At 74.7% G+C, this 24,869-nt stretch carries 21 protein-coding genes; 7 read left to right on the forward strand and 14 right to left on the reverse strand.

Annotated elements, in window-relative coordinates; all coding sequences use genetic code 11:
- Positions 1–62: 62 nt before the first annotated feature.
- The 3 genes from AB0C22_RS07480 to AB0C22_RS07490 form a co-directional block, all read right to left on the reverse strand.
- The gene (locus AB0C22_RS07480; protein WP_357534081.1) at positions 63–1,853 is read right to left on the reverse strand and encodes a HAMP domain-containing sensor histidine kinase; all 1,791 of its coding nucleotides are present in this window, start codon (positions 1,851–1,853) and stop codon (positions 63–65) included.
- Positions 1,850–2,539: a response regulator transcription factor gene (locus AB0C22_RS07485; protein ID WP_357534083.1), complete on the reverse strand. Its 690-nt coding sequence runs from the start codon at positions 2,537–2,539 to the stop codon at positions 1,850–1,852. Before AB0C22_RS07485 ends, AB0C22_RS07480 begins: the two co-directional genes overlap by 4 nt.
- Before the next feature lie 233 nt (positions 2,540–2,772).
- Positions 2,773–3,333, reverse strand: coding sequence for a hypothetical protein (locus AB0C22_RS07490; protein ID WP_357534085.1), 561 nt, complete (start codon positions 3,331–3,333; stop codon positions 2,773–2,775).
- A 127-nt stretch (positions 3,334–3,460) separates the two neighbouring features.
- Here AB0C22_RS07490 and AB0C22_RS07495 point away from each other — a divergent pair, with 127 nt between their 5' ends.
- Positions 3,461–4,051: a DinB family protein gene (locus tag AB0C22_RS07495; RefSeq protein WP_219463218.1), complete on the forward strand. Its 591-nt coding sequence runs from the start codon at positions 3,461–3,463 to the stop codon at positions 4,049–4,051.
- A 52-nt stretch (positions 4,052–4,103) separates the two neighbouring features.
- Here the strand turns inward: AB0C22_RS07495 and AB0C22_RS07500 are convergent, their stop codons facing one another.
- The 4 genes from AB0C22_RS07500 to AB0C22_RS07515 form a co-directional block, all read right to left on the reverse strand.
- On the reverse strand, positions 4,104–4,772 hold the full coding sequence (locus AB0C22_RS07500) for a DUF2306 domain-containing protein (RefSeq protein ID WP_357534087.1): 669 nt from the start codon (positions 4,770–4,772) through the stop codon (positions 4,104–4,106).
- A 146-nt stretch (positions 4,773–4,918) separates the two neighbouring features.
- The gene (locus AB0C22_RS07505) at positions 4,919–5,590 is read right to left on the reverse strand and encodes a response regulator transcription factor (protein WP_208567505.1); all 672 of its coding nucleotides are present in this window, start codon (positions 5,588–5,590) and stop codon (positions 4,919–4,921) included.
- Positions 5,587–6,717, reverse strand: a complete 1,131-nt coding sequence (locus tag AB0C22_RS07510) for a sensor histidine kinase (protein ID WP_357534089.1) — start codon at positions 6,715–6,717, stop codon at positions 5,587–5,589. Before AB0C22_RS07510 ends, AB0C22_RS07505 begins: the two co-directional genes overlap by 4 nt.
- Positions 6,718–6,799: 82 nt before the next feature.
- Complete coding sequence (locus AB0C22_RS07515) at positions 6,800–7,909, reverse strand: FAD-dependent monooxygenase (RefSeq protein WP_357534091.1); 1,110 nt, start codon at positions 7,907–7,909, stop codon at positions 6,800–6,802.
- A gap of 74 nt (positions 7,910–7,983) precedes the next feature.
- Here AB0C22_RS07515 and AB0C22_RS07520 point away from each other — a divergent pair, with 74 nt between their 5' ends.
- The 4 genes from AB0C22_RS07520 to AB0C22_RS07535 all read left to right on the forward strand — a co-directional run bounded on the left by AB0C22_RS07520 (position 7,984) and on the right by AB0C22_RS07535 (position 11,372).
- Entirely contained in the window at positions 7,984–8,586 is a 603-nt protein-coding gene (locus tag AB0C22_RS07520; protein WP_208567502.1) for a TetR family transcriptional regulator, read from the forward strand.
- A 159-nt stretch (positions 8,587–8,745) separates the two neighbouring features.
- On the forward strand, positions 8,746–9,456 hold the full coding sequence (locus AB0C22_RS07525; protein WP_219463212.1) for a ThuA domain-containing protein: 711 nt from the start codon (positions 8,746–8,748) through the stop codon (positions 9,454–9,456).
- A complete protein-coding gene (locus AB0C22_RS07530; protein ID WP_219463210.1) occupies positions 9,426–10,562 on the forward strand; it encodes a Gfo/Idh/MocA family oxidoreductase in 1,137 nt (378 codons plus the stop codon). The genes AB0C22_RS07525 and AB0C22_RS07530 overlap by 31 nt, the downstream gene beginning before the upstream one ends.
- A 99-nt stretch (positions 10,563–10,661) precedes the next feature.
- A complete protein-coding gene (locus AB0C22_RS07535; RefSeq protein ID WP_219463209.1) occupies positions 10,662–11,372 on the forward strand; it encodes a VOC family protein in 711 nt (236 codons plus the stop codon).
- Here AB0C22_RS07535 and AB0C22_RS07540 read toward each other — a convergent pair whose 3' ends face one another.
- Positions 11,373–12,437, reverse strand: a complete 1,065-nt coding sequence (locus AB0C22_RS07540; protein ID WP_219463207.1) for a bifunctional NAD(P)H-dependent oxidoreductase/GNAT family N-acetyltransferase — start codon at positions 12,435–12,437, stop codon at positions 11,373–11,375.
- A gap of 31 nt (positions 12,438–12,468) precedes the next feature.
- Here AB0C22_RS07540 and AB0C22_RS07545 point away from each other — a divergent pair, with 31 nt between their 5' ends.
- A complete protein-coding gene (locus AB0C22_RS07545) occupies positions 12,469–12,975 on the forward strand; it encodes a MarR family transcriptional regulator (protein WP_219463205.1) in 507 nt (168 codons plus the stop codon).
- 69 nt (positions 12,976–13,044) lie between these two features.
- On the opposite strand, the gene AB0C22_RS07550 is transcribed toward AB0C22_RS07545, so the two are convergent.
- The 5 genes from AB0C22_RS07550 to AB0C22_RS07570 form a co-directional block, all read right to left on the reverse strand.
- The gene (locus tag AB0C22_RS07550; RefSeq protein ID WP_357534095.1) at positions 13,045–13,506 is read right to left on the reverse strand and encodes a hypothetical protein; all 462 of its coding nucleotides are present in this window, start codon (positions 13,504–13,506) and stop codon (positions 13,045–13,047) included.
- A gap of 144 nt (positions 13,507–13,650) precedes the next feature.
- On the reverse strand, positions 13,651–14,595 hold the full coding sequence (locus AB0C22_RS07555; RefSeq protein ID WP_219463201.1) for an acyltransferase domain-containing protein: 945 nt from the start codon (positions 14,593–14,595) through the stop codon (positions 13,651–13,653).
- 162 nt (positions 14,596–14,757) lie between these two features.
- Positions 14,758–15,909, reverse strand: a complete 1,152-nt coding sequence (locus tag AB0C22_RS07560) for a S8 family serine peptidase (RefSeq protein ID WP_219463199.1) — start codon at positions 15,907–15,909, stop codon at positions 14,758–14,760.
- A gap of 32 nt (positions 15,910–15,941) precedes the next feature.
- On the reverse strand, positions 15,942–17,639 hold the full coding sequence (locus tag AB0C22_RS07565) for a S8 family serine peptidase (protein ID WP_219463197.1): 1,698 nt from the start codon (positions 17,637–17,639) through the stop codon (positions 15,942–15,944).
- Positions 17,640–17,739: 100 nt separating this feature from the next.
- Positions 17,740–19,221 (reverse strand): hypothetical protein, encoded by a 1,482-nt coding sequence (locus tag AB0C22_RS07570; protein ID WP_357534098.1) that lies wholly within the window; start codon positions 19,219–19,221, stop codon positions 17,740–17,742.
- Positions 19,222–19,473: 252 nt separating this feature from the next.
- Between AB0C22_RS07570 and AB0C22_RS07575 the strand changes: the two genes are divergently transcribed.
- Positions 19,474–20,889 (forward strand): S8 family serine peptidase, encoded by a 1,416-nt coding sequence (locus AB0C22_RS07575; RefSeq protein ID WP_357534100.1) that lies wholly within the window; start codon positions 19,474–19,476, stop codon positions 20,887–20,889.
- Here the strand turns inward: AB0C22_RS07575 and eccCa are convergent.
- The gene (eccCa, locus tag AB0C22_RS07580) at positions 20,855–24,862 is read right to left on the reverse strand and encodes a type VII secretion protein EccCa (protein ID WP_357534102.1); all 4,008 of its coding nucleotides are present in this window, start codon (positions 24,860–24,862) and stop codon (positions 20,855–20,857) included. The genes AB0C22_RS07575 and eccCa overlap by 35 nt on opposite strands.
- Between the last annotated feature and the right edge of the window lie 7 nt (positions 24,863–24,869).

Consider the following 24,869-nt stretch of genomic DNA (forward strand, 5'->3'; position numbering starts at 1 on the left):
ATGTAAAAATCCGGCCGCACCCGGAACCAGCCGCCGGTGGGCGTGACTGACGGCTGCGGCGTTCAGCCCAGCGCCGGGACGACGATCGGCAGCCGGACGGTGAAGGTGCTGCCCTGACCCGGGACGCTCTCGACGCCGATCGTGCCGCCGTGCGCCTCGGCGAGCTTGCGGGCGATCGACAGCCCGAGCCCGCTGCCACCGGTGCTGCGGGTGCGGGAGTCGTCGGCCCGCCAGAACCGGTCGAAGATCTTCGCCTGGTCGGCGGGGGCGATGCCGGTGCCGGTGTCGGACACGGCGATGGCGAGCTGGTCGTCGCGTACCTCCAGGCGTACGACGACCGACCCGCCCGCCGGGGTGTGCCGTACCGCGTTGGCGACGATGTTGCCGACGATCTGGCGCAGCCGGGCCCCGTCGACGGCCATCTCCAGGTCGGTGCCCACCGAGGTGCCCAGCCGGACCCCGGCGGCCTCGGCCGCGCCCCGGTGCGCCTCGACGACCTGCTCCAGCAGGTCGGCCACGAAGTACGGCTCGCGGTGGATACGCAGGTCACCGGCGTCGGCGGCAGCCAGGTCACGCAGGTCGTCGATGATGTGCTGCAGCAGCAGCGCCTCGTCGAGCAGCAGGGTGAGCAGCTGCGTGTCGAGCTGCGCCAGACCGTCCTGCGCGGCCTCCAACCAGCTGCGCATGTTGGTCAACGGCGTCCGCAACTCGTGCGCCACGTCGCTGACCATGCTCCGGCGCAACGCCTCGGTCTGCTCCCGGCGGGCGGCGAGATCGTTGAGCGCGGTGGCCAGCATGCCGATCTCGTCGCGGGTGGTCACCGGCACCCGGGCCGGTTCGTCCATCGGCTGCCGGGTCGCGTCGGTGAGCGCCCGCAACGGCCGGACCAGTCGCCGCCCGACCAGCACGGTGATCAGCACGGTGGCCACCAGCACCGCCCCGGTCACCTGGGCGATGCGGACCACGTTGGCCCGGGACAGGTTGAACACCGGCTCGGAGCCGCCCTGCGCCTCGTCGGTGACGAACAGCAACGCCGGTGGCGCCACGTACGCCCGGAGCTGGGCCGTCCGGGCCTGCTGCAGGCAGCCGGCGACCTGCTGGTCGAAGCGGGTGTCGCGGCTCGGTGCCGCGGTCCGGTCGGCGCGGATGTCGACCCGGGTCGGTGCCCCCAGCTCCCTGAGGCAGGTCTTGGTCAGGGTCTCCAGCTGGGCGATCCCGGCGGCCTCGCTCGGCATCGGGCGGGTCAGCTCGTCGGGCAGGCAGAACCCGACGATGCCCCGGTCCTTCGGGTCGCTCACCTGCACCGAGGCGCGGCCGGCCGGATCCACCACGACCCGCGCGTCGGCCCTGGACTCGGCGCGCACGCAGCCCAGTTGCCGCTCGGCCAGCTCCCGGATGTTGTTGCTCTCCCGCTTGGTCAGCCGGTACGGCCCGACCGCGCGCGGATCGACCCGTTCGGTCCCGCCGGTCAGCCCCAGGTCGACCTGCAGCGGGTCGACGGTCGCCGACGGCCGGGCGGTCTGCAACGACGGGCCGTCCGGGGCGGAGTCGGCGATCACCTGCCGGTCCGGGGTCATCAGGGTGATCCGCCGTTCGAGCCGGTCGGCCTGCTCGGCGAGGACCGCGTCGACCCCGGTCCAGTCCCGGTGGGTCGCCGCGTGGTCCAGCAGCGTGTCGTAGATGCTCTTGTCGTCGGCGAGCGAACGCCCCTGCTCCTGTTGGATCGCCCGCGTGGTCGACTGCACGGCCAGCCAGGTCGTCGCCAGGATCGCGCAGATCGCGACCAGCAGCGAGGTGGCCAGCAGCCGCACCACCAGGCTGCGGTGCAGGGGGACCCGCTGCTGCCTGGTCACGACGTGCCGGCGCTGAGCTTGTAGCCGACGCCGTAGACGGTCAGCAGCTGCTGCGGCCGGCGCGGATTCGACTCGATCTTGCGGCGCAGGTTCATCACGTGGACGTCGATGGTGCGTCCGGTCGACTCCCGGTCGACGCCCCGGGTGTGTTCGAGCAGTTGCACCCGGCTGAACACCCGGCCGGGCTGCCGGATCATCGCGGCGAGGATGGCGAACTCACCGGCGGTGCAGTCGACGGTGGTGTCCCCGGCGGTGACCAGGCGTCGGGACTCGTCGACGGTGAGCCGCCCGAGCCGGTGCACCGGTGACTCCTGGGGCGTCGTGCGCACCCGCCGCAGCAGGGTACGCACCCGGGCCACCAGCTCACGCGGGCTGTACGGCTTGGTCATGTAGTCGTCGGCGCCCAGGTCCAGCCCGCGCAGCAGGTCGTCCTCGGCGGACCGCGCGGTCAGCATCAGCACCGGCACGTCCGACTCCTGCCGCAGGATCCGGCAGACCTGCATGCCGTCCAGTTTCGGCAGCATCACGTCGAGCAGGAGAAGGTCGAACACCTGCTCCCGGGCCTGACGCAGCGCCGTCTCACCGTCGGCCACCACCGTCGCCCGGTGACCCGCCGCGGTGAGGTAGCGGCGCAACGCCTCGGCCTGCCGCGGATCGTCCTCCGCGAGCATCACGTGTGCGCACATGCTGGGGAATATAGAGCAGGTCAGGGGCGACGCGGATCCAGCGGAAGGCGGTGACACCGGGCACCTCTCGGTCCGTGCGCAGTTCGTCGGGCGGGTGACGGGGAGATCCGACGTTCGTGAGAAAAAGGTCATGCCCGGCCTTGACCGGTTCCTGACAAACCGGTGGCACCATCGCCGGCGGACGACCGTCGGCGGCGTCGCCCGGGGGTGGGCGACACCGCCGGCCGGGGCGGCTACTTCCGCTTCGCGGCGACCTCACGCTCACACGCCGGGGAGTACTTCAACCCCTTGGAGATCGACTCGGAGTCGTTGTTCTTGCCGCCGAAGGCCCAGCCCGTGCCGTCGGCACCCACCTCGACATACCGGACGCCCTTGCCCTTGAGGCACTTCACCACGTCCCGGGCGAAGTCCTTCGCCTCCGGGTTGGCCGGGTCGAACTCCCACGGCGGCAGCGGCATCAGGTGCTCACACGCCTTTCCCGCCTCGCTGATCCCGTCCGCGCCGGTGCCGTCGCTGCGCCGCTTGGTGATGTCGACGCCGTGCTCGGTCAGGCACTTCGTATACGGTTTGAGGCGTTCCTTCTGGTCCTCCGGGGTGTCGTCGAGGCGTTCCCGTGGCCGCTCGTCCTGCGGCGTCGTCGCCGACGCGGCGGGGATGGGCGTGCTGGTCTGGAGGGTGGCCACCTCCGCCCCACCGGTCTTGCCGGCGGCGACGGGCGGGTCCTCGTCAGCGGCCGAGCACCCGCCGACCAGCAGTACGGCGCCGCACAACGCAGCCATCAGTTGCTTTCTCATCGTCACGCCTCCGGTCAGCTCTGCGGCGATCTCGCCGGGGCCCAGCATCACCGTCGACTGTCAGGAAGCTGTTTGCCGCGACGGGCCTGCCCCACGGGTGTCGTACCGGTGGGGAAGACTGGCGGGCATGGCGGAACGGGACGATCCGAAGGCGGCACTGCGGCACTACCTCCAGACCACCCGCGACGACCTGGTGTGGAAGCTGGAAGGGCTCGACGAACGCGAAGCCCGGCTGCCCCGCACCCCCACCGGCAACAACCTGCTGGGCCTGCTCAAGCACTGCCTGAACGTGGAGGCCGGCTACTTCGGCCCCACCTTCGGCCGGGAGTTCCCGTCGCCCGGCGAACTGGTCCCCATGGCGGCGTACGACGAGGACCCGCAGGCGGACTGGTACGCGCGGGCGGACGAGACGAAGGACGGACTGCTCGACCTGTACCGCCGGGTGGCCGAGTTCGCCGACCTGACGATCGCCGAGTTGCCGCTCGACGCGCCGGGGCGGGTGCCGTGGTGGCGGCCGGGGCACCAGGAGGTGACCCTGCACCAGATCATCATCCACGTGACCTGCGATCTCGCCCGGCACGCCGGCCACGCCGACATCCTGCGCGAGCAGCACGACGCGACGGTCGGCTGGCGACGGGAGAACCCGCAGGTCATCGACGACCAGGAGTGGCCGGCGTACGTCGCCAAGCTGACCGCGCTCGCCGACCGGTTCGCCTGACGCCGACCGGTCCACCCCCCGGGGGGAGGGGGACGGTCCGTCCCGCCTGCGCTCAACCGGTGGCGGCGAGCGTCGCCGGGCGGGCCGCCGCGACCGGACCGGGCCGCCGCCGCCGGATCAGCCACTCGGCGACGAGCAGGTTGAGCGTCCAGGCCGCCCCCATGAGCAGCGCCCGGGACAGCTCGGTGGTCGGCCCCACCGCCAGCGCCCAGGTTGACAGCAGCACCGCCTGGGTCCCCGCGCCCTGCGCGATCGCGTAACCCCGCATCATCCAGGCCCGGTGCTGGGACAGCCGTCGCCGTCGGACGGCCACGAAACCGGCGGCGACGGCGACGAACATGCCGGCGGCGAACAGGTACCGCAGCACCATGAGCAGCGGGCCGTCGCCCGGCGGCAGCGGATAGGTGGCGTTCATCCACCATCCGGACGCGGCCACCACCAGTCCACAGCCGACCAGCGCCCGGCCCGCCCGGCGGTGCCACGCCCGGTGGCGGTCCCGGAACCCCGGTGCGAACTGGAACGCCCCCAGCAGGCTGAACGTGACGGCGGCGACGATGTGCAGCAGCACCGGGACCGGCGCGGCGAAGAAGCGTTCGTTGGCGGGGGTCACCTCGGCCCCACCGGACAGGGATGCCACCCGCAGCGCGCTGCCGAAGGTGGGGGCCGCGCTGAGCACGATGAGCCCGGTGAGGAGGGGCCAGTCCCGTCGTCGCGTCGTCATGACCCGAGCATGGCGACCGGGGCCGGCCGGCTCATCGGTCCACGGGCCGCCGTCGGACCGGCCGATGGTCGGGGTCGTCGGCCGTACTTTCGGCGGCGTCCACCCTCGACCGTCCCGCCGGGGCCACGCCGCCGTTGGAGATCGGCTCAGCCGCCGCGCAGCCGGTCGGTCTCGTACGCCCACATCGCGACCTCGACCCGGTTACGGGCCCCCAGCTTCGCCATCAGGCTGGCGACGTGCGTCTTGACCGTGCTCAGCGTGATGTGCAGCTCGGCGGAGATCTCGGTGTTGGTGCGTCCCCGGGCCACCGCGCCCAGCACCTGCTCCTCCCGGTCGGTGAGCCGGTCGACCGGCTGGCGGGGCGGGGTGGCCGGGCCGGCGTCGGCGAACGCCCGCAGCAGCCGGGTGGTGACCTGCGGCGCGATCAGCGCGTCCCCGGCGGCCGCCGCGTGGACGGCCTGGGTGAGCAGGGCCGGGCCGCAGTCCTTGAGCAGGAAGCCCCGGGCCCCGGCGCGCAGCGCGGCGTAGACGTACTCGTCGAGGTCGAACGTCGTGATGACCACCACCGCCATCGGGTCCGCGACCCCCGGACCGGCCAGCAGCCGGGTCGCCTCGATCCCGTCCACGCCGGGCATCCGGATGTCGAACAGGCACACGTCGGGGCGCAGCCGCCGGGCCAGCTCGACCGCCCGCTGCCCGGTGGCCGCCTCGCCGACGACCTCGACGTCGGGCTGCGCGGCGAGGATCATCGCCAGCCCGGTCCGCACGATCTCCTGGTCGTCGGCCACGAGCACCCGTACCCGGGTCCTGCCGCTCATGCCACGGCCCGGGGCAGCGCGGCGGTGACCGTCCACCCGTGGTCCCGGTCGGGGCCGGCGTCGAGGGAGCCGCCGAGCAGGTGGGCCCGTTCCCGCATCCCGACCAGCCCGTAGCCGTCGCGTCCGGGTGCCGGCGGGCCGATACCGTCGTCGTAGACCCGCAGCCGCACCGTGTCCTCGTCGGCCACCACCCGGACGGTGATCCGGGTCGCGTCCCGGGCGTGCCGGCGGGCGTTGGTGACCGACTCCCGGGCCAGCCGGCAGATCGTGGCCGCCACCGGGGCCGGCAGTCCGTCCAGGTCGCCGACCAGGTCCACCTCGACGGCCGGACCGTCCCCGGTCCGGTCCGCCAGCTGCCGCAGGTCGGCGATGCGGAGGCTCGGCTCCCGGTCGGCCGGCTCGTCGCGGCGCAGGGCCCGGACCAGGGTGCGCATCTCGGTCAGGGCCTGGCTCGCCTCCGTCTCGATCAGCCGTAGCGCGTCGGCGGCGGCCGAGGGTCGGGTCTCCAGCAGGGCGAGTCCGGCCTGGGCCCGGACGGCTATCGCGGACACGTGGTGGGCGACGGTGTCGTGCAGGTCGCGGGCCAGCCGTTCCCGCTCGCGCAGCGTCACCTGCTCGACCTCCCGCCGTCGGGCCCGGTCCCGCCAGCGCAGCGCGGCCCCGACCGCGAGCGCCGCCGCGACCACCCCGGCCCCGCCCAGGGCGTCGTCCGGGCCGAGGTGGCCGACCACAGTCGACCAGGTGAGCTTCGCGGCGACGAGGGTCGCGCCGAACCCCGCCTCCCGCCCCGACCCCCAGCGGGTCAGCGCGAACACCGCCAGCAGCAGGTAGGCAAGCGTGTGCAGGCCGAGGTCGCCACCGACGACGACCTCGCCGACGGCGCAGACCGGGAAGGCGACGAGCGTCACGAGCAGCGGCCGGCTCCGCCGCCACAGCAGGACCGGGGCGAGACCGACACCGATCAGGACCGGCACGGCCGCCGGCTGCGGCAGGGTGCCCCACCGGGCGAGCCCCTCCACCAGCGCCGCCGCCGCGAGCAGGGCGACCAGCGCCCCGTCGCGCCACCCGTGCGGCGCAGGGCGTGCCGGGCGGGGCTCACGCCACCAGGATCGCAGCAGCTCGCGCACGGGGAAATCGTACGGGCGGCGGGCATCTGTCCGGTGCCCCGGCGGCGCGGGTGGGCAGCGTCGTCGGGGTGCCCTCCCGGGGTCAGCCGGCCGGCAGCAACCGGGCGAGCGCGTTGCGGACGGCGACACCCGGGCGACTCCTCGGGACCAGCACCGACGCCACGAGGCCGGTGGTCCGCCCGCGACGGTCGGTGCGGCGTCGGTGCTCGGCCTCGTAGCGGCGCAGGGCGGCGGCGGGTTCGTTCCCGGCGAGGGCGGCGGCCAGGGTACGGGCCCCGGCGATGGCCAGGCTCGACCCGTCGCCGAACAACGACACCGAGGCCGCCGCGTCGCCGAGCAGCGTCACCCGCCCGCTGGACCAGCACGGCAGCACCACCCGGGTGACCGCGTCGAAGTAGAGGTCGTCTGCCTGTCGGGCCCGGGCCAGCAACTCGGGGATCCGCCAGCCACCTTCCCGGGCGTACGCGTCGGTGAGGATCTGCCGGTGCCGGGCCGCGTCGGTGTGGTCGAAGTCGACGACGGCGGGGTGCCGGAAGATGAAGGCGACCCCCGCCTCGCCCCGGACCGGGTGGATCGCGACGAGCCGGCCCGGTGTGTTGTGCAGCAGGACGTCGTGGGGGTGCTGCGGTGCCTCGCCGAGCAGTGTGGTGGCCACGTAGAGGCCGAGGTGGCGGACGACGTCGCGCTCCGGCCCGAAGGCGAGCCGGCGGACCGTCGAGTGCAGTCCGTCCGCGCCGACGACCAGGTCGAACCGGCGGGGCGGGCCGGTGGCGAAGGTGACGTCCACCCCGTCGGGGTCCTGGTCGAGTCGGGTGACCGTGTCGTCGTACCGGAACTCGGCGTCGTCGCGGGCCGCGTCGTGCAGGATGCGGGCGAGGTCGGCGCGGGGCACCTCGATCTCCGCCGTGCCGGCCGGGCTGCGGGTGGCGGGCATCGCGATGCGGCGACCGGGCCGGCCCGCCGGGTCGACGATCCGCAGCCCGGTGGCGTGCGTGGCCGCCGCCCGCAGGGCATCCACCACGCCCATCTGTTCGACCACCGGCAGGGCCGGTCCGCGGACGTCGACCGGGTTGCCGCTGGAGCGCTGCCCGGCGGCGCGCTCGACCACCGTGGGCCGCCACCGCGCGCGGGCCAGCCAGTAGGCGAGGGTCGGGCCGGCCACGCCGGCCCCGGAGATGAGTACGGTACGCATGACCCGAACTTTTCCGCACTCAGTGCAGAAATGCAATGAGTGCGGATTTGCGTTCGGTGCGCTAAGGTGTGCCGATGTCCCTCCGCGACCGCAAGCGGGCCCGCACCCGGCAGGCGCTTGTCGACGCCGCCGTCGACCTGTTCGGACGCCAGGGCTACGAGGCGACCACCATCGCCGAGATCGCCGCCGCCGCCGACATCGGCACCCGCACCTTCTTCAGTTACTTCCCGAGCAAGGAGGATCTGCTCTTCCCGGAGGCCGACCGTCGGGTGCGCGTCGCGGTCGACGCCATCGCCGGCCGGTCGCCGGGCGAGGAACCGGCCGAGGTGCTGTTGCGCGCGCTGCGGCAGGCGAACGACGAGAGCGGGGACATGACCGGTCCCCTCGCCGCGCTGCGGATCCGGCTGACCATGGAGGTGCCCGCCGTCCGGGGTCGGTCCCTGCAACTGCAGTGGGAGAGTCAACGCGAGATCGCCCGGCACCTCGCCGCCGCCTATCCCGACCGCCTCGACGAGGTCAGCGCCGCCGCCCTGGTCGGCGCGTTCGTCGGCGCGGCCACCGCCGCCCTGACCACGCTCCTGGAGGACCCGCGCCGCCGCGCCGACCCGGCCGCGATCCGCGCGTCCCTCCAGCAGGCCACCGAGGTCGCCCTGCGCCCGTGGACGCCCCGGCCCTGAGCCGCGCCCCACCCACCGGGGCCGGTCCGTCGGCGGTGCCGTGATCCGCGCGGGGCCGACCGTGTCGGCGGATCCGGGTACGGTTTCCGGTGCCCGGCCGGCACGCCCGCCGGCGGCACGTCGCCGGCCGACCGGCGGTCGACCGTGGAGGGAGCGAGCGTGACGCAGCGCAGAGCACTGGTGGTACGCGGCGGCTGGGAGGGGCACCAGCCGGTCCGGGCGACGGAGCTGTTCCTGCCGTTCCTGGCGGACAACGGCTACACGGTACGGATCGAGGAGTCCACCGCGGTCTACGCCGACGCCGACGCGATGGCCGGCACCGACCTCGTCGTGCAGTGCATGACGATGGCCGAGATCACCGCCGACGAGGTGGCCGGCCTGCGCGCGGCGGTCGTCGCCGGGACGGGCCTGACCGGCTGGCACGGCGGCATCGTGGACGCGTTCCGCGCCTCGTCGGACTACCTGCACCTGGTGGGCGGCCAGTTCGCGACCCACCCCGGGCGGGAGCCCTGCGAGCGGCAGGGCGGGGAACAGGACAACTTCCTGCCGCACACGGTGACGGTCACCGACCTCGGCCGGGAGCATCCGATCACCGCCGGGATCGCCGACTTCGAGCTGGTCACCGAGCAGTACTGGGTGCTGCACGACGACCTGGTCGACGTCCTCGCCACCACCGTCCACCCCACCCGGGACTGGCACCCCTGGCACCGGCCGGTCACCTCACCGGCGATCTGGACCCGACGCTGGGGCGCCGGCCGGGTCGTCGTGACGACCCCCGGGCACAGCCTCGACGTGCTGGAGCACCCGTCCGTGCGGACCGTCATCGAGAGGGGCATGCTGTGGGCGACCCGCACCGCGTCGGCGTCGTAGGGCTCGGGGTCATCTCCCGCGCCTATCTGGACACCCTGGCCCACCACCCCGAGCTGCGCATCGTCGCGGTGGCCGACCTCGACGCCGACCGGTCGGCCGCGGCCGCTGCGGCCCTCCCCGACGCCGAGGCGATGAGCGTCGCGCGCCTGCTCGACCACCCCGACGTGCAGACGGTGCTCAACCTCACCATCCCCGCCGCCCACGTGGAGGTCTCGCTCGCCGCGATCGACGCCGGCAGGCACGTGTACGTCGAGAAGCCGCTCGCCGTGGAGTTGCCGCAGGGCCGCACGGTCCTCGACCGGGCCGCCTCGGCCGGGGTGCGGGTGGGCTGCGCGCCCGACACCGTCCTGGGCACCGGCACCCAGACGGCCCGCGCGGCGATCGACGGCGGGCTGATCGGGCGTCCGCTGGCCGCCTCGGCCGTCATGGTCACCCCCGGGCACGAGCGGTGGCACCCCCACCCCGACTTCTACTACGCCCCGGGTGGCGGCCCGTTGCTGGACATGGGTCCCTACTACCTGTCAGCGCTGATCCACCTGCTCGGTCCGGTGCGCGCGGTGACCGGGGCGGCCAGCCGGCTGCGCCCGGAACGGGTCATCGGCAACGGCCCGCGCCTCGGCGAGCGCGTCCCCGTCCTGGTGGACACCCACGTGTCGGGCGTGCTCGAACACGACAGCGGGGTGCTGTCCACCATCACCACCAGTTTCGAGGGGGTGACCACGACGGCCGCGCCGATCGAGGTGCACGGCGAGACCGGCACCCTCGCCGTACCCGACCCGAACTACTTCGACGGCGAGGTCCGGCTGTGCCCGCTCGGCGGCGACGGCTGGCAGGTGCTCGCCCCGTCGGCGGGTTACCAGGCCGGTGCCCGGGGCCTCGGGCTGATCGACGCGGTCCGGGCCGACGCCACCCGGGCCCCCCGGGCGGGCGGTGACCTGGCGTTGCACGTCCTCGACACGATGACCGGGCTGCTGCGGTCGGCGGCCGAGGGCCGGCGGATCGCACTGGGCACGACGGTGCGGCGACCCCATCCCGTGCCGTTCACCTCGGCCGAGGACTGGCAGGGCCGTGCGGGGACGACAGGAGGCGGCGCGGGCTCCCGCTGACCCGCACCGCCCGACCCACCTCGACCGTCCGGGTGTCCGACCTGGACGAAAGGCCACTTCCATGTGCGTCGGGCGGCGTCACCTGCGTAGAACGGAGGCATGGCCGACGAGGTGACCGTTCCGCTGCTGCCCTGTGCCTCCATCGACGACACCCTCGCCTTCTACGAGGCGCTCGGTTTCCACACCACCTACCGGCAACGCCGACCCAACCCGTACGTGGTCGTCCAATGGGAGGACCTGTGCCTGCACTTCTTCGAGCTCGCCGGCTTCGACCCGGAGCAGTCGTACGGCTCGTGCCTGGTCGTCACCCCCGACATCGAGGGCATGCACCGGGCGTTCGCCGCCGGACTGCGCGCCGCCTACGGCAGGGTGCCGGTGTCGGGCCGGCCCCGGATGACCCGGCCCCGGGCGCGTCGTAACGCCGACGGGGTGACGGGGTTCAGCATCGTCGACCCGGGCGGCAACTGGGTCCGTGTCGTCCACCGGGGTGGCGCTTCGTCGGCGCCGCCCGTCGGTCGGCTGGCCCGGGCGTTGGCCGACGCCGTGGTGCAGGCCGACTCGCGGGGTGACCTGCGTCAGGCCGTCCGGATCCTCGACGGCGCCCTGACCCGCCACGGCGCGGCTGACGATCCGGTCGTCCACGTGGAGGCCCTGGTCTACCGTGCGGAACTGGCGCTGGGCCTGGACGACCCGGCGACCGCGGCCGAGCTGTTGGACCGCGCCGGTCGGGTGGCGCTCACCGCCGACGAGGCGCGACGGACCGCGTCCGCCCGGGAGAACGCCGCCGCGCTGGCAGCCACCCTGGGTTAGCTAGCCGTCGGACAGGTCCCGGGCGAGGCAGACGGTGCCGTCCGGGCTGGCCACCGGCACCGGTCGGTAGCCCATCCGCTGGTAGAGGTCGATGTTGCGCCGGCTCCGGACGCCGGTGAACAGCAGCATGCGGCGGCACTGCGGCCCGGCGGTCGCCTCGGCGGCGCGCAGCAGCCACCGGCCCAGCCCCCGACCGCGCAGGTCGGGTACGACGGCGAGCCGCCCGAGGTGGCAGTCGGTGCCGTCGGTGCGGGTCCGCACCATGCCCAGCAGCCGACCGTCGCGCCAGAGGCCGATCGTGTGCCAGTCCGCCAGCCACTGCCGCACCTCCGGCACCGACTCGTGCAGCGGGGGGATGGCCAGGGTGTCGTTGACCAGTGCCTCCTCCGTCCAGCAGCACCGTTGCAGCACGGTGACCTCGGGCGCGTCGTCACCGGTCAGCCGTCGGGCGTAGGAGCCGGGTAGCGGGCCGGGGGTGGCCCGGTCGCGTTCGCGCATCGGCCGCAGGGCGTGGGCGAGCCGGACCACCTCGTCCAGCAGGGCGGCACCGGCCGCATCGCGGTCGGCGTCGGGCCGCAGCCGGCCGTCGCGTACGGCGTCGCTGATGCGGACGGCGACCGTGGTGCCCGTCGGGACCATGCGCAGGGCGGTCACCACCTGCTTGGCGTGCTCGACGGCGCGGGTGCCGGCCGAGGTGTGGCCGTAGCTGACGAAACCGATCGGCTTCCACGCCCACTCGACGGCGAGGTAGTCCAGCGCGTTCTTCAGCGTCGCCGGCATCCCGTGGTTGTACTCCGGGGTGACGGCGACGAATCCGTCCGCCGCGTCGACTGTCGCGCTCCACCGGCGGGTGTGGTCGTGCCGGTGGACGCCCGACGACGGTGATTCCTCCTCGTCGAGGAACGGCAGGTCAAGGTCGCCGAGCGCCACCGGGACCACCTCGACGTCGAGTGCCGCAGCCCGGGGGGTGACCGCGTCGAGCAGCCACCGGCTCACGGCGGGACCGAGTGCGCCGGGACGGGTGGCGCAGGTCAGCGCGAGGATACGGAGCGGTTTCGTTGACATGGAAACGAAGGCTAGATGCTAGATTGATTACATGTCAACAAAGTCGGGGTCTGTGCGGTGGCTGACGCCCGCCGAGGAACGCGCCTGGCGGGCCCTGCGACGCGTGATGGTCGCCGTCCAGGCCGGCACCGCGCACGACCTGGCGACGATCGGCCTGTCCGAGGCCGACTACGAGGTGCTGAGCACCCTGTCGGAACAGCCAGCGCAGACCAGCACCCTCGGCGTGCAGGCCGACAAGATGGGCTGGTCGCGCAGCCGGCTGTCCCGGCACGCCAGCCGGATGGAAGCGCGCGGACTGCTGCGCCGCGCACCCGACCCGGCCGACGGACGTGGTTGCCTGCTCGTGCTGACCGGGCCGGGGATGACCGCCCTGCGCGACGCCGCACCGGTCCACGTCGAGTCGGTACGGCGGCACCTCGTCGACCGGCTCACCCCGCAGGACTTCGCCGCCCTGGAACGGATCGCCGGTCGACTGGCGCAGCCCCGGCCCGACGACGACCCCGACGGACCACCGCCCGCTCGACACCCCCCGGCATGACCACCCGCCCGGGTCGGCATCGTCCGTCGTGGACCCCACGCCGCGTCCGGAGCAGTGCCGGGCCCACGCTCACTTGACGACGTGAAACTCAGGGTGGGCGATCCAGGCGGTCATCGCCGGCGCGTCAAGATAGACGGCATCGCCGACGCGGACGCAGCGGCCCGCGCCGGCAAGGTGCGCAAGCAGCTCCGCCGAGGGTGGAGTGCGGAACTCCACGAACACCCAGCCGTCGGTCCGCCGTGCCACCCGCTCGGCGACGCGGGCCAGGGCGGGCCGCCCGGCGACATCGTTGACGAGGATGTGCAGCACGACGTCACAGCGCATGACGGCACCGGCCACCCGCGCAAGCAACTCGAGCTCGGCGGCGTCGACCTCGCGGTCCGGTGCCTGAAGGTCGTATCCGTAGGGCAGACCCCCGGCGGACAGCCAGTAGTCGGGGTCGGGTTCGTACCGGACGAGGCCCTCGGCCGCTATCTCCTCCAGCAGGACCGGCTCGACACACCCGGCGGTGCACGGACTCAGCACGCTCAACGCCGTCCCACCCACGGCGTGCAGTAGACAGCATCCGGCCGGGCTACCGCCACCCGGCACCGCAACGTCCGCGGCACGCCGTCGTCCGAGGCATCCGCACACCGGGCACCTCCCGACCACGAGGACGGTCCCGGGACGCCTGCGCTAGATCGGGAAGCGCCCGTGCCGCCAGTGCCAGTGGCCGCCGGCGGCCAGGTGGTCGATGATCGCGCGTTGCAGCACCGTGCGCCGGGGCAGTTGGTCGAGCGGCGTGCTGAGCGTACGGAAGGCGAACCGGCGCACCTCGACGTCGGCGTCCGGCCCGTCGGCCGGCACGTAGGGGAGCAACTCGAACCGGCGCTGGAACCGGATGATGTTGGAATCCTCGGGCAGGTAGTCGCGCAACTGCGGGTCGAGCAGCCAGGAGCCGCAGGAGAACGCGGTGTGGTGCTCGTCGGGGAAGTGCCGGGGAAAGAACTCGCGGGCCGCGTCGAGCGACGCGTCGACCGCCTCCGGGCTCATCGGCCCCGCATCGGGGACGTGCAGGCCGATTGTGGTGCCGGACCGCTCGTGCTGGAGCCGGCCCAGCTCGTAGAGGCCGCCCCGGACGTGCAGGGTGAGCCAGCTCTGCATGACCGGCCAGCCCTCGCCGCGCATCCGCCTGTCGATCGCCAGGTTACGACCCAGGTCGGCGAGGGTCGCCCAGGTGACGGACCCGGCGACGCCGTGCTCGCGGTGGAACCCGCGGACCACGTCGACCAGGGCGAGGTAGGCGTACACGTAGAGGTGCCGCCAGGCGGGCCCCCGGTCGCGGGGCAGCTCCGGGCCGGGCGACAGCCACTCGTGCCCGCCGAGGTCGGCGCGGACCAGGGCGGTCGAACGGTCCAGCAGCCAGCGCAGCTCCGGCGTCCACAACGGAGAGCCGGGGTCCGGCCAGCCGGCCATGATCTCGGCTGCGTCGTCCGGTCGTACCGCCAGCCGGTCGAGCATCGGGGGCGCGTCGGCCTTGGCGGGCAGCGGGGCCGCCGGCCGGTCACCGGCGAGCCGGTGCACCCGCTCGACCTCCGCGACGGGCACCCCGAGTCGGGCGGCGGTGTCGTCCAGGTCCACCGGCTGATCCTACCGGCCGGCCGTCGGGCGACGACCGCGAGCGGGAGCGCGAAGACGGCCGCCGTCAGCCAGGCGTACGGCTGCCAGTGGTGGTGGGGCGCGCACGGTCGGCACCGCGCGGAGGCCGCCGACTGATCCCCGCGACACCGGCCGTTCCCACCCTCACCTGTTGCCGTTCCCGGCGGGCCGGGTCCGGCGGGAGCGGGCGGTGGCGGCCACGAGCAGGGTCGTCACGAGGGCGCCGACGGTGGTCAGGCCGGCCACCCGTGCCGAGCGGGACGGCCCGGGGACGGTGGGCACGTCGACCGGCCCCGCCGGGACCGGCACCGGCGGGCTGGCCTGACGGGGGGCGAGCGCGGCGACCGCCGCGTACGCGTCGAGTGTCCCACCGCCGACGCCCAGGTCCGGCCCGCCGCCCGGTGGGGGGATCGCGGTCCGTTCCAGGCGGGCGCGGACCTCGGCCTGGGACAGCTCCGGGTGGTACGACCGGACCAGCGCGGCGACCCCGGCGACGTAGGCGGCGGCCACGGCCGCGCCACCGACGGTGTAGTGGCCGGACCCGCGTGGGGCGACGCCCAGCCCGGCTCCCGGGGCGGCGAGGTCGGTGCCCGCGCCGGCCGCCACCGGACCGGACCCCCCGTCGACACCGACCGCGTTCACCGCCAGCACCGCTGCGAACCCGGCGGGATAGCCGACCGGCGGGTCCCCACCGTTGTCCCCACCCCGGTCGGTGACGGCGGCGACCACCAGGATGTCCCGGTCCACCGCGGCCTGCACGGCAGCGGCCAGGTCGGGGGTCGCGGTGGTGACCCCGGTGGCGACGAGGATCACGTCCGCCCCGGCGGTGGTGGCCCGCCGGATGCCGGTGGCGAGCCGGGCCGGGCTGATCCGGCGGTTCGCGTCGGTGATCCGGACCGGCAGGATCCCGGCCTCCGGGGCGAGGCCGGTGGGGCCTTCGCCACTGGCCGGCCGGGCCGCGACGATCCCGGCCAGCGCGGTGCCCCGGCCGGCGCAGTCGCTGTCCGCCCGCCCGCCGGTGACGTCGACACCCGGTCGTACGGCACCGGCCAGGGCGGGTGCGGCGGCGCTGACGCCGGAGTCCACGACGGCGACCAGCACCCCGGCGCCCCGGGTCAACGGCCAGATGGTCTGCGGGGCGAGCAGGCGCAACGCCCAGGGGGTTTCCCGGGCCGTCACCGGGGACGGCCCGACACAACCGCCCGCCGTCGTGGGTAGCGGCGGCGGCTCCCCGGCACCGGCGGCCGGGACCGGTGGGGCGACGAGCACCCCGACGGTGACGAGTGCCCCGGCCACGACGGCGCGACCACGACGGCGGCCCGCACCGGTCACGCCAGTGCCCCCGGCTCGCGCAGTGCCCCCGGCTCGCGCAGTGCCCCCGGCTCGCGCAGTGCCCCCGGCTCGCGCGGCACCACCGGTTCCTGTGGTGCCAGCGGTTCCTGCGGCACCAGCGGTTCCTGTGGTGTCATCCGTGCCTGCGGTGCCGCCGGCACCTGCGCAGCGACTGGTGCCGCCGGTTCGTGCCGGACGTCCGGCACGTGCAGGCTCCGCCGTTCGTGGTGCGTCGCCGGCACCGGAAGGACCACTGGTGCGGCGACCTCGACAGTGGCCGGTCCGTGGTGGGTGAGCCGTCGGGCCCGTCTGGCGAACACCCCCACCACCGCCAGCAGGAAGAGCCCGAGCCCGCCGGCCACCAACGCCGGCCAGAGAGCGGAACCGGATCGGGCCGGTGACACCGCCTGGGCCGGGTCGGGGCTGACCGCCGCCAGCGGATCGATCAGGCCCCAGCCGTTCTCCGGGCTCGGACTCGACCGGGTCCCCGGGTCGGCGGTGGCGCTGATCCGACGCGCCACCTGCACGGCGTTCGTCCCGGGCCGCGCCGAGCGGACCAGCGCGGCCACCCCGGCGACATAGGCCACGGCGTACTCGGTGCCGGTACGGGCCCGGGGGGCGGGGTCACCGACACCGAGCGTCGCCACGTCGAGGCCGGGCGCGGTGACGTCGACCCCACCAGCCGGGTACGCCAGCACGGGCCGCAGGTCGGGGCCGACCCCGGCGACCCGGAGCAGACCCTCCTGGGCGACGGCCGCGGTGCCGTCGGTGGTGGCCGGGGCGACCACCACCACGTCGTGCGCCACCGCCGAGCGCACGGCCTCCGTCACGGCCGGGTCGGTGAGTCTGGCGTACCCGCCCAGTGCGATCACTGTCGCGCCGGCCGAGACGGCGACCTCGATCCCGAGGGCGGTTCGTGACGGATCGGCGCCGGTGCCGTCGGCGACGATCCGGACCGGCAGGATGGCCGCCTCCGGGGCCACGCCGACCGCCGGCGGTGCGGGCGAGCCGGCACCGGAGTCCGCCCCGATCACGCTCGCCATCGCGGTGCCCGTACCCAGGCAGTCGGTGTCGGCGCGGGCCTTGCCGGTGATGACGTCCGACCCGGGCGCCACCCGCCCGGCCAGGGCCGCAAGCTCGCCGTCGACGCCGGAGTCGACCACCGCCACCAGCGCCCCGGCCCCCGTGCCGTGCTCCCAGGCGCGTGCCGTGGAGAGTTTCGTGGCGGCCCAGTTCGACCCGCCGCCGCCGGAGATGGCAGCGGCACACGTCGGGGTGCCCGCCCGGGGAACAGGCCGGGCCGGTGCCGCCTTCGGCGGGTCCGTCGGCAGCAGACCGTAGCGGACCTCGTCGCCGAAGGCGTCCCAGGGCAGCACCAGCAACCATCCGGCGACCAACTGCTGCCCGACGGCGGTGAGCCGCCCGCCGTCGGGTTGACGGCGGCCCTCGTTGAGCCGGTAGATCTCGTCGGCCCGGTCGGGGTCGGCCAGGAACCGGGCAGCCACCCCGGCCAGGTTCGTCACCGCGCCCTCCGACCCCGTGCTCTCCGACCCCGCGCCCACCGGGTAGTACTTCACATAGGTCGGGGGCGGCGGTGGGGCCGCCCGGACCGGGGTGAGGGGGGCGATCACCAGCACGCCGGTCGCCACGAGGCAACCCAGCGAACGGGCCCAGGAAAGCAGCAACCGGGTCATGCACCGTCTCCTCGTCGTGGGTGGGCAGCGGTCGGCGTGACGCCCCGGACCGGAGGTGCCGTGGACGCGGCCCCCCGGGCCCACAACGGTGCGCGACCGGTCACGGTTCACCACGCTCGACGGGAAAACCGCCCTCGCGGGCCGAGCGACCTCCGCTGCCCGGGACGACGGCACCGACGAGCTCGGCGACAGCAGCGGGGGCGGTGGTCGGCCGGACGGTCACCGCCCAGCGGGCCCGCAGCGCCCGGCCGACGACGACCGGCACCAGCCGGTGCCCGGTCAGGGTGGCGATCCGGTGGGCGAAGGTCAGTTCCGGGCCGGACAGGGCGGCCATGCACAACACCCCGGGGCCGTCCGGCAGATCCGCCTCGTCGGTGGGGAAAGCCGCCCGGTGTGCCCAGCCTTCGGGCAGGTCCGGTCCGAACAGGTCGCCGACCACGGTGACCGTGTGCCCGGCGGCGTACACCTGCTCGGCGAGCGTCCGCGCCCGCTGCCGGGCGGCCCCGCCCGGGCCGGTCACGGTGAACACGTCCGGGGTGCCGGCCAGGTCGATCCAGAGCGCCCAGCCCCGCCGGTGGCCCAGCCGGACCGGCAGCCGCATCGACGGCGGGGGTTGTGTCGGGAGCTGCCAGGCGTAGTGCGGCCGGCCGCCCGGTGCGCCCCCGGGCACCCGGACCGCGAGGGTGCCCGAGGGTGAGGTCACCTCGGTGTCGAGGTCGTCGGCCACGCAGGGCGGGGGCTGCGGGATCACGGCGGCGACGGGCACCGGGCCGGGCCGGTGCACCGGATCCGCCGGTGCCGGCCGACCCGCCCGTTGCGGCGGACCCTCCGGCAGAGGTGCGACGACCACGACGGTGGGCACCCCCTCGGCGGGCGGATCGACCTCGGCGGGCGGATCGACCTCGATGGGTGGGTCGACCTCGACGGTCGGTGGTGGAGACGCCACCCGGCCCGCGTCGAGGGCGAGCGGCGGGGGCCGTCCGGGCAGGGCACGCCGCCGGACCGGCCGGCGCAGCAGGGTGGCGACGAGCAGGGCGACGGCGGCGAGGCCGGCGAGCCCGACCAGTCGACCGTGCTGCCCGGGGTCGGCAGTCTCCGGTGGTGCGGGGGCGGCCCCGCCGGTCGGCGGGAGCGGACCGGTGCGTACGCCCGTCCCCCGCGCGTCGGGCGGCAGCGCCAGCACCCAGCCGGGGCGCAGCTCGGCCGGGTCGGTGAGCCGCCCCCCGTCGGGCTGCCGGCGGCCCCGGTTCAACTCGAAGATCTCCCGGTACCGGTTGCCGTCGCCGAGGGTGTTGGCCGCGATCTGGTAGAGGTACTCCCGCTGGCCGGCCACCGGTGGCCCCACCACGTAGTACCGCCCGGCCGGTGTCGCGCTGGCGGGCGTCGGACCGTTCGGGGTCGCGCTGGCCGGCGTCGGGCCGGCCGACGCCGCACCGGCTGCGGCGGGACCGGCGGTGAGGGTGAGGGCGGCCAGGACCGCCACCACCGGCAGGAGTGTGCCGAGCCACCCGTGGTGGGTGGCGTGCCGGGTCGCCTGTTGCTCCGGTGGTCGCCCGCCACCGGGGGCGGTCGGGATGTGCACGGTTCCCTCCTCCGTCCGCACCGGGGGAGCCCTTCCCCGGCCGGTGCCTACAACGGCGGCGACCGGCGATCTGTTCAGCACGGGTTCCCGCCATCCGTGGGGGTTGGTCGAATCGCAATCGACCGGACATCGGGGGCGCGAGCAGGACGCCGTAGCCTGGGCGGGCCACGACGACGCTGGGAGGTAGCGCTGTCCCGCCCGCTTGCGGTGACCGGACGCCACCGGGTCCGGTGGCCCCGCCCACTGCCCGCAGTGCTGCTGTGCTGGCTCGGCCTCCTGGCCTCCACGATGGTCCCGGCGGTGCCGGCGGCGGCCGTGCCCGCACCCACCACCGCCCCGCCGGACCTGCCCGGTGGGGCCGTCGCACCTAACGGCTTCGTGAAGTACGTGGTGGTCGGCGCGGCGCAGGGGAGGGTCGAACACCTCTGGGAGGTCGCGCTGCGGGTCCTGGGCGACGCGGAGCGTTACCTGGAGATCTTCGCGCTGAACAAGGGGCGCGTCCAGCCGGACGGCGTGCCGGTCACCGATCCGGCGGTGCTGCGGCGGGGCTGGCTGCTGGTGGTGCCGTGGGACGCGGTCGGTGCCGAGGTCAGCTACGGTCCGTTGCCGGTGTTCACCCCGGCCAGCCCGACGGCGTCGCGCCGCCCCCGACCGACCGTACCGCCGGCCAGCGAGGTGGTCTGCACGGTGGCCCCGGGCCGGCGGATCGGCGGAGTGCCCTGGGCGCAGTTGCGGCTGACCCCGGAGGTGGCCTGGACCCGGGGTCGGGGGGCGAACGTCACGGTCGCCGTCCTCGACTCCGGGGTGGACGGTGCCCTGCCGGCCCTCGACGGCCGGGTGCGGCCCGGGGCGGACGCCACCGTGGACCCCACCGACGGTTCCCGGGGAGACCGGGACTGCACGGGCCACGGCACCGCGATGGCCGGCATCGTCGCCGCCAGCCGGCAGCGGGGCACCGACTTCGTCGGCCTCGCCCCGGAGGCGACCATCGTGCCGGTCCGGATCGGCCGGTCCGCCGGGACGGCCGACTCGGCCAGCCTGGTGACCGCACTGCGGGTGGCGACGGCGGCAGGTGCGGGGGTGGCCCTGATCGGCGCGTCGGTGGACACCACCGACAAGCGGGTGGTGGCGGCGCTGCGCACGGCGGTCGCCCGGGGTACCACCGTGGTGGTGGCGGCCCGGGCGGCGACGGCCCCCGCGGGCACCACCCTGCCGGAGGGGGTGCTGCGGGTCGGCGCGGTGGGCCCGGACGACCGGTTGGCCGAGGTCTACCGGTCGGGCGAGGTCGACGTGGTGGCACCGGGGGTGGACGTGGTGAGCCTCGGCATCGGTTCGGGGGAGGTGCAGGGCACGGGTACGGACTACGCCGTCGCCTTCGTCGCCGGTCTGGTGGCCCTGGTCCGGGCCAGCGAGCCCCGGCTGGATGCCGTCGCGGCGGCGGCCCGGGTCAGGGCCACGGCCGACGGGGCCTCGACGGCGGCGGCGGGCCGACCCGACCCGTGGTACGGCTGGGGCATGATCAATCCGGCGGCGGCGGTGAACGCGACACTGGCCGGCCCCGCCACCACCGTGGAACGCAGGAGCCCTGCCGGTGCGATCGCCGTGCTGGCAACGATCCTCACGCTCGCCACCCTCACCGTCGGCCTGCGTCGGCGCCGCCGCCACTGACCCCGGGATCAGGCTCGACGTATGCGGTCTGGATCACGCGGTGTCCCCGACGGGTGAGCACCATCGCCCGCCCCGGCGGCAGGTGCCGACCCTTCACCCCGCCCAGCAGCGGCCCCTCCGTGGGTGGGCAGGACAGCGCCAGGTCCGGGCTGCTGGCCTCCTGGAGCCGCCGCAGCAACGGGTCCATCGACATCCGCATCAGGTTCGCGGTGCCCCGGACGACCACCACGTGCAACCCGATGTCGACGCCGTGCGGGACGTACGGGATCAGTGGTTGCAGGGGGTTGTCCTGCCCGGCGAGCATCTCGAAGTCGTCGACCAGGACGAACAGCCGGGGCCCGGTCCACCAGTCGCGGCGGCGCAGCTGCTCGGGGCTGACGTCCTTACCCGGCAGCCGGCCCTTGAGCCCCACCACCGCGTCGGCGACGGTCTCCCGGGTGGAGTCCGTCGAGACCGAGTAGCCGAGGCGGTACTCGGCCGGGACCGAGTCGAACAGTTGCCGCCGGTAGTCGACGATCAGGATCCGGGCCTCGGCCGGGCTGAACCTGCCGACGATCAGGCGGGCCAGGTGCCGCAGCAGGTTGGTCTTGCCGCTCTGGCTGTCACCGAGCCCGGTCAGGTGCGGCAGCTCTGAGAAGTCGTGCCAGTACGGCTTCAGGTCGGCCTCGTCCAAGCCGAGCGGCACCCACAGGTCACCCTCGGCCGGCGGCAGCTCGGCGGCGGGCAGCACCGCCGGCAGGGTCCGCACCGGCGTCGCCACCGGCCCGGACCAGAACTCGGCGACCGTACCGGCGAGTTCCCGTGCCCCGTCGGCCGTGCTGTCCGGGTCCGGGTTGCCGTCGATGCGCGGCAGGGCCCCCAGGAAGTGCAGCTTCTCCGGGGTGAGGCCGTGCCCCGGTGCACGCGGCACGGTCGCCGCCAGCCGCAGGTCGATGGCGGAGTCCACGGCGTCGCCGAGGCGCAGCTCCAGCTTGATGCCGAGCTGGTCACGCATGCTGTGGTGCACCTCCGACCAGCGGGCCGCGCTGACGATCAGGTGGACGCCGAAGTTGAGCCCCCGGGCGGCGATCTGCCGCAGCGCCACCTCCAACGCCTCGAACTCCTGCCGCAACGTGAACCAGCCGTCGACCACCAGGAACACGTCGCCGTACGGGTCGTCGGCGACCCGGCCGTCGGCCCGCAGCTGCCGGTAGGTCTGGATGCTGTCGATGCCCTGCTCGGTGAAGCGCCGCTCCCGCTGGTTGATCAGGCCGGTGACCTCGGCGACGGTCCGGCCGACCCGGTCGGTGTCGAGCCGACCCGCGACACTGCCCACGTGCGGCAGCCCGGCGACGGTGCCCAGCGTGCCGCCGCCGAAGTCCAGGCAGTAGAACTGCACCTCGGTGGGGCGGTGGGTGAGCGCCAGCGCGCAGATCAGCGTACGGATCAGGGTGCTCTTGCCGCTGCGGGTGCCGCCCGCGACCCCGATGTGCCCACCCACCCCGGACAGGTCCACGGTGAGCAGGTCACGCAGCTGCTCGTAGGGCTTGTCGATGAAGCCGAGCGGGACCACCAGCCGGCCGTTGCCGGGCCAGTCCGTGGCGATCAGCCCGAGGTCGGGATCGGGGGCCAGGGCCGGCAGCAGACTGTCCAGGGTGGGGGAGTCGGCCAGCGGCGGCAACCAGACCTGGTGGGCCGGCGGCCCGGAGTCGACCAGCTGGTCGGTGACGATCGCGAAGACACTGCGCGCGGCGGGCGCGTCGGGCACGGGCGGCCCGTCCGGGTCGGTCGGCGGGTCGGCAGGAGCCGGCGGGGTCGGGTTCTCCGCCGGTACGAGGTCCAGCCGGTAGGGCACCACCTGCCGCTGGACCACGTCCTGGCGGACCCGGGCCCGGCGGGGGCGGTACTCCCCGGAGACGTACGCGGCCTTGAACCGGAGCAGGGTCGACACGTCCATCCGCAGGTAGCCGTTGCCCGGGGCGGCCGGCAACTCGTAGGCGTCGGGCACCCCGATCACCGAGCGGGACTCCATCGCGGAAAAGGTCCGCAACCCGATCCGGTACGACAGGTGCGACTCCAACTGCCCGATCCGGCCGTCGTCGACGCGCTGGCTGGCCAGCAGCAGGTGCACGGCCAGCGACCGGCCGAGCCGGCCGATCATGACGAACAGGTCGATGAAGTCCCGGTGCGCGGCGAGCAGCTCGGAGAACTCGTCGACGACCACGAAGAGGGTGGGCAGCGGGTCGAGCGGGGCACCACCGGCGCGCGCCTTCTCGTAGTCCAGCACCGAGCTGAAGCCACCGGCGGCCCGCAGCAGCTCCTGCCGGCGTACCAGCTCGCCGTGCAGGGCGTCGCGCATCCGCCCGACCAGTGCCGCCTCGTCGGCCAGGTTGGTGATCACCGCGGAGGTGTGCGGCAGTCGGTCCAGGCCGAGGAAGGTGGCGCCGCCCTTGAAGTCGACCAGGACCAGGTTGAGCGTCTCCGAGGAGTGCGTCACGGCCAGCGCCAGCACCAGCGTACGCAGCAGCTCGCTCTTGCCCGAGCCGGTCGCGCCGATCAGCATGCCGTGCGGACCCATGCCACCCCGGGCGGACTCCTTGATGTCCAGCTCGACCGGGGTGCCGGTGGCGTCGACCCCGATCGGCACCCGCAGCCGCTCGTCGGGGCCGCGCCGCTCGCGTAGCGCGGCCAGCTCCAACCGTTCCAGGTCGGGGATACGCAGCAACGTGCCGAGGTCGAAGTCGGCCTTCATCGGCTCGGGGGCCAGCTCGGTGGCGACGGCCAGCCGGTAGGGCGACAGCAGCCGGGCCACCGACCGGGCCGACGCCGGACCGAGCAGGTCGGGGGCGGCGAGCACCTGCCGGGTCTCCTGGCCCACCCGGTCGCGCCCGAGCATGGTCAGCGTGCCGTCGGCGACCTCCAGGTTGATGATGCCCTTCCCGGTCGCCACCGGCGGGTCGTCGAGGTCGACGAAGACCGCGTTGCGGTAGCCGCCGGTGGTCAGCCGGTGACCGGTTGGCACCCGGCCGCCGTCGCGGATCACCACCACGTACGGCTCGTCCCGGTCGGGGGTGGCGCCCGCCTCGTAGCGGGGGCGGCCGGTGAACTCGGCGCCGAGCAGCCGTTCGAGGCGTTCGATGCCGTCGGCGGCCAGCCGGAGCCCACCGGCGGCGTCCTGCTCGGCGGGGTGCTGGGCGTGCGGCAGCCACTTGACCCACTCCCACGCCGCCGACCCGTCTGGGTCGACGCAGAGCGCCACCCGCACCTCCTCGGGCGCGTGCAGTGCGGCGAGCTGGGTGAGCAGGGCCCGCAGCAACGCCCGCGCCGCCGCCCGGTCCCCGGTCACCCGGATCTCGGCGAAGCCCGGCAGGAACAACGCCACCGGCTGGTCGGGCAGGGTGCTGTAGGCCCGGATGAACCGGCGCAGCGCCTTCGCGGCGACCGGTTCGAGATCCTCCACCGGTTTGGTCTGCATCGGCGCGATCCGGACCGCCAACCGTTGCTCACCGGTGCCGACCCGGATCTCCAGGAAGTCCGGGTGGGTGGGGCGGCGCTCCCAGCGGCGGGTGGTCATCGCCAGCGACCACAACGACGCCGGGTCGGGGTGCCGCCACAGGCTGGAGTCGCGCTGGTCCTGGGCGAACCGGCGGGCCCGGCGGCGGTGCTGGGCGAGGTAACGCAGGTAGTCGCGGCGGTCACCGCCGTGGCGTTGTTTGCGTTCCCCGCTGCTGGCGATGACCGAGCCGATCATCACCCCGCCCATGGCCACCGCCATCATGCCGGCCATCACCCAGGTCAACGGGCCCCGCGACGGGCCCATGAACATCAGCATCATCACGCCGGTCATCAGCGCCATCGGCAGCACCATCATCGCCTGCCGGGCACCGTTCTGCTGCGGCTCGCTCAGCTCCGGCGGCTCCTGGAGGGTCAACTCGCCGGTGGGCATCTCCGGCCCGCTGCGTCGCGCCGGCCGCCGGAACAGCACCGTACCCATGGTCGTC

Source organism: Micromonospora sp. NPDC048894 (assembly GCF_040649765.1).
Classification (GTDB): domain Bacteria; phylum Actinomycetota; class Actinomycetes; order Mycobacteriales; family Micromonosporaceae; genus Micromonospora; species Micromonospora antibiotica.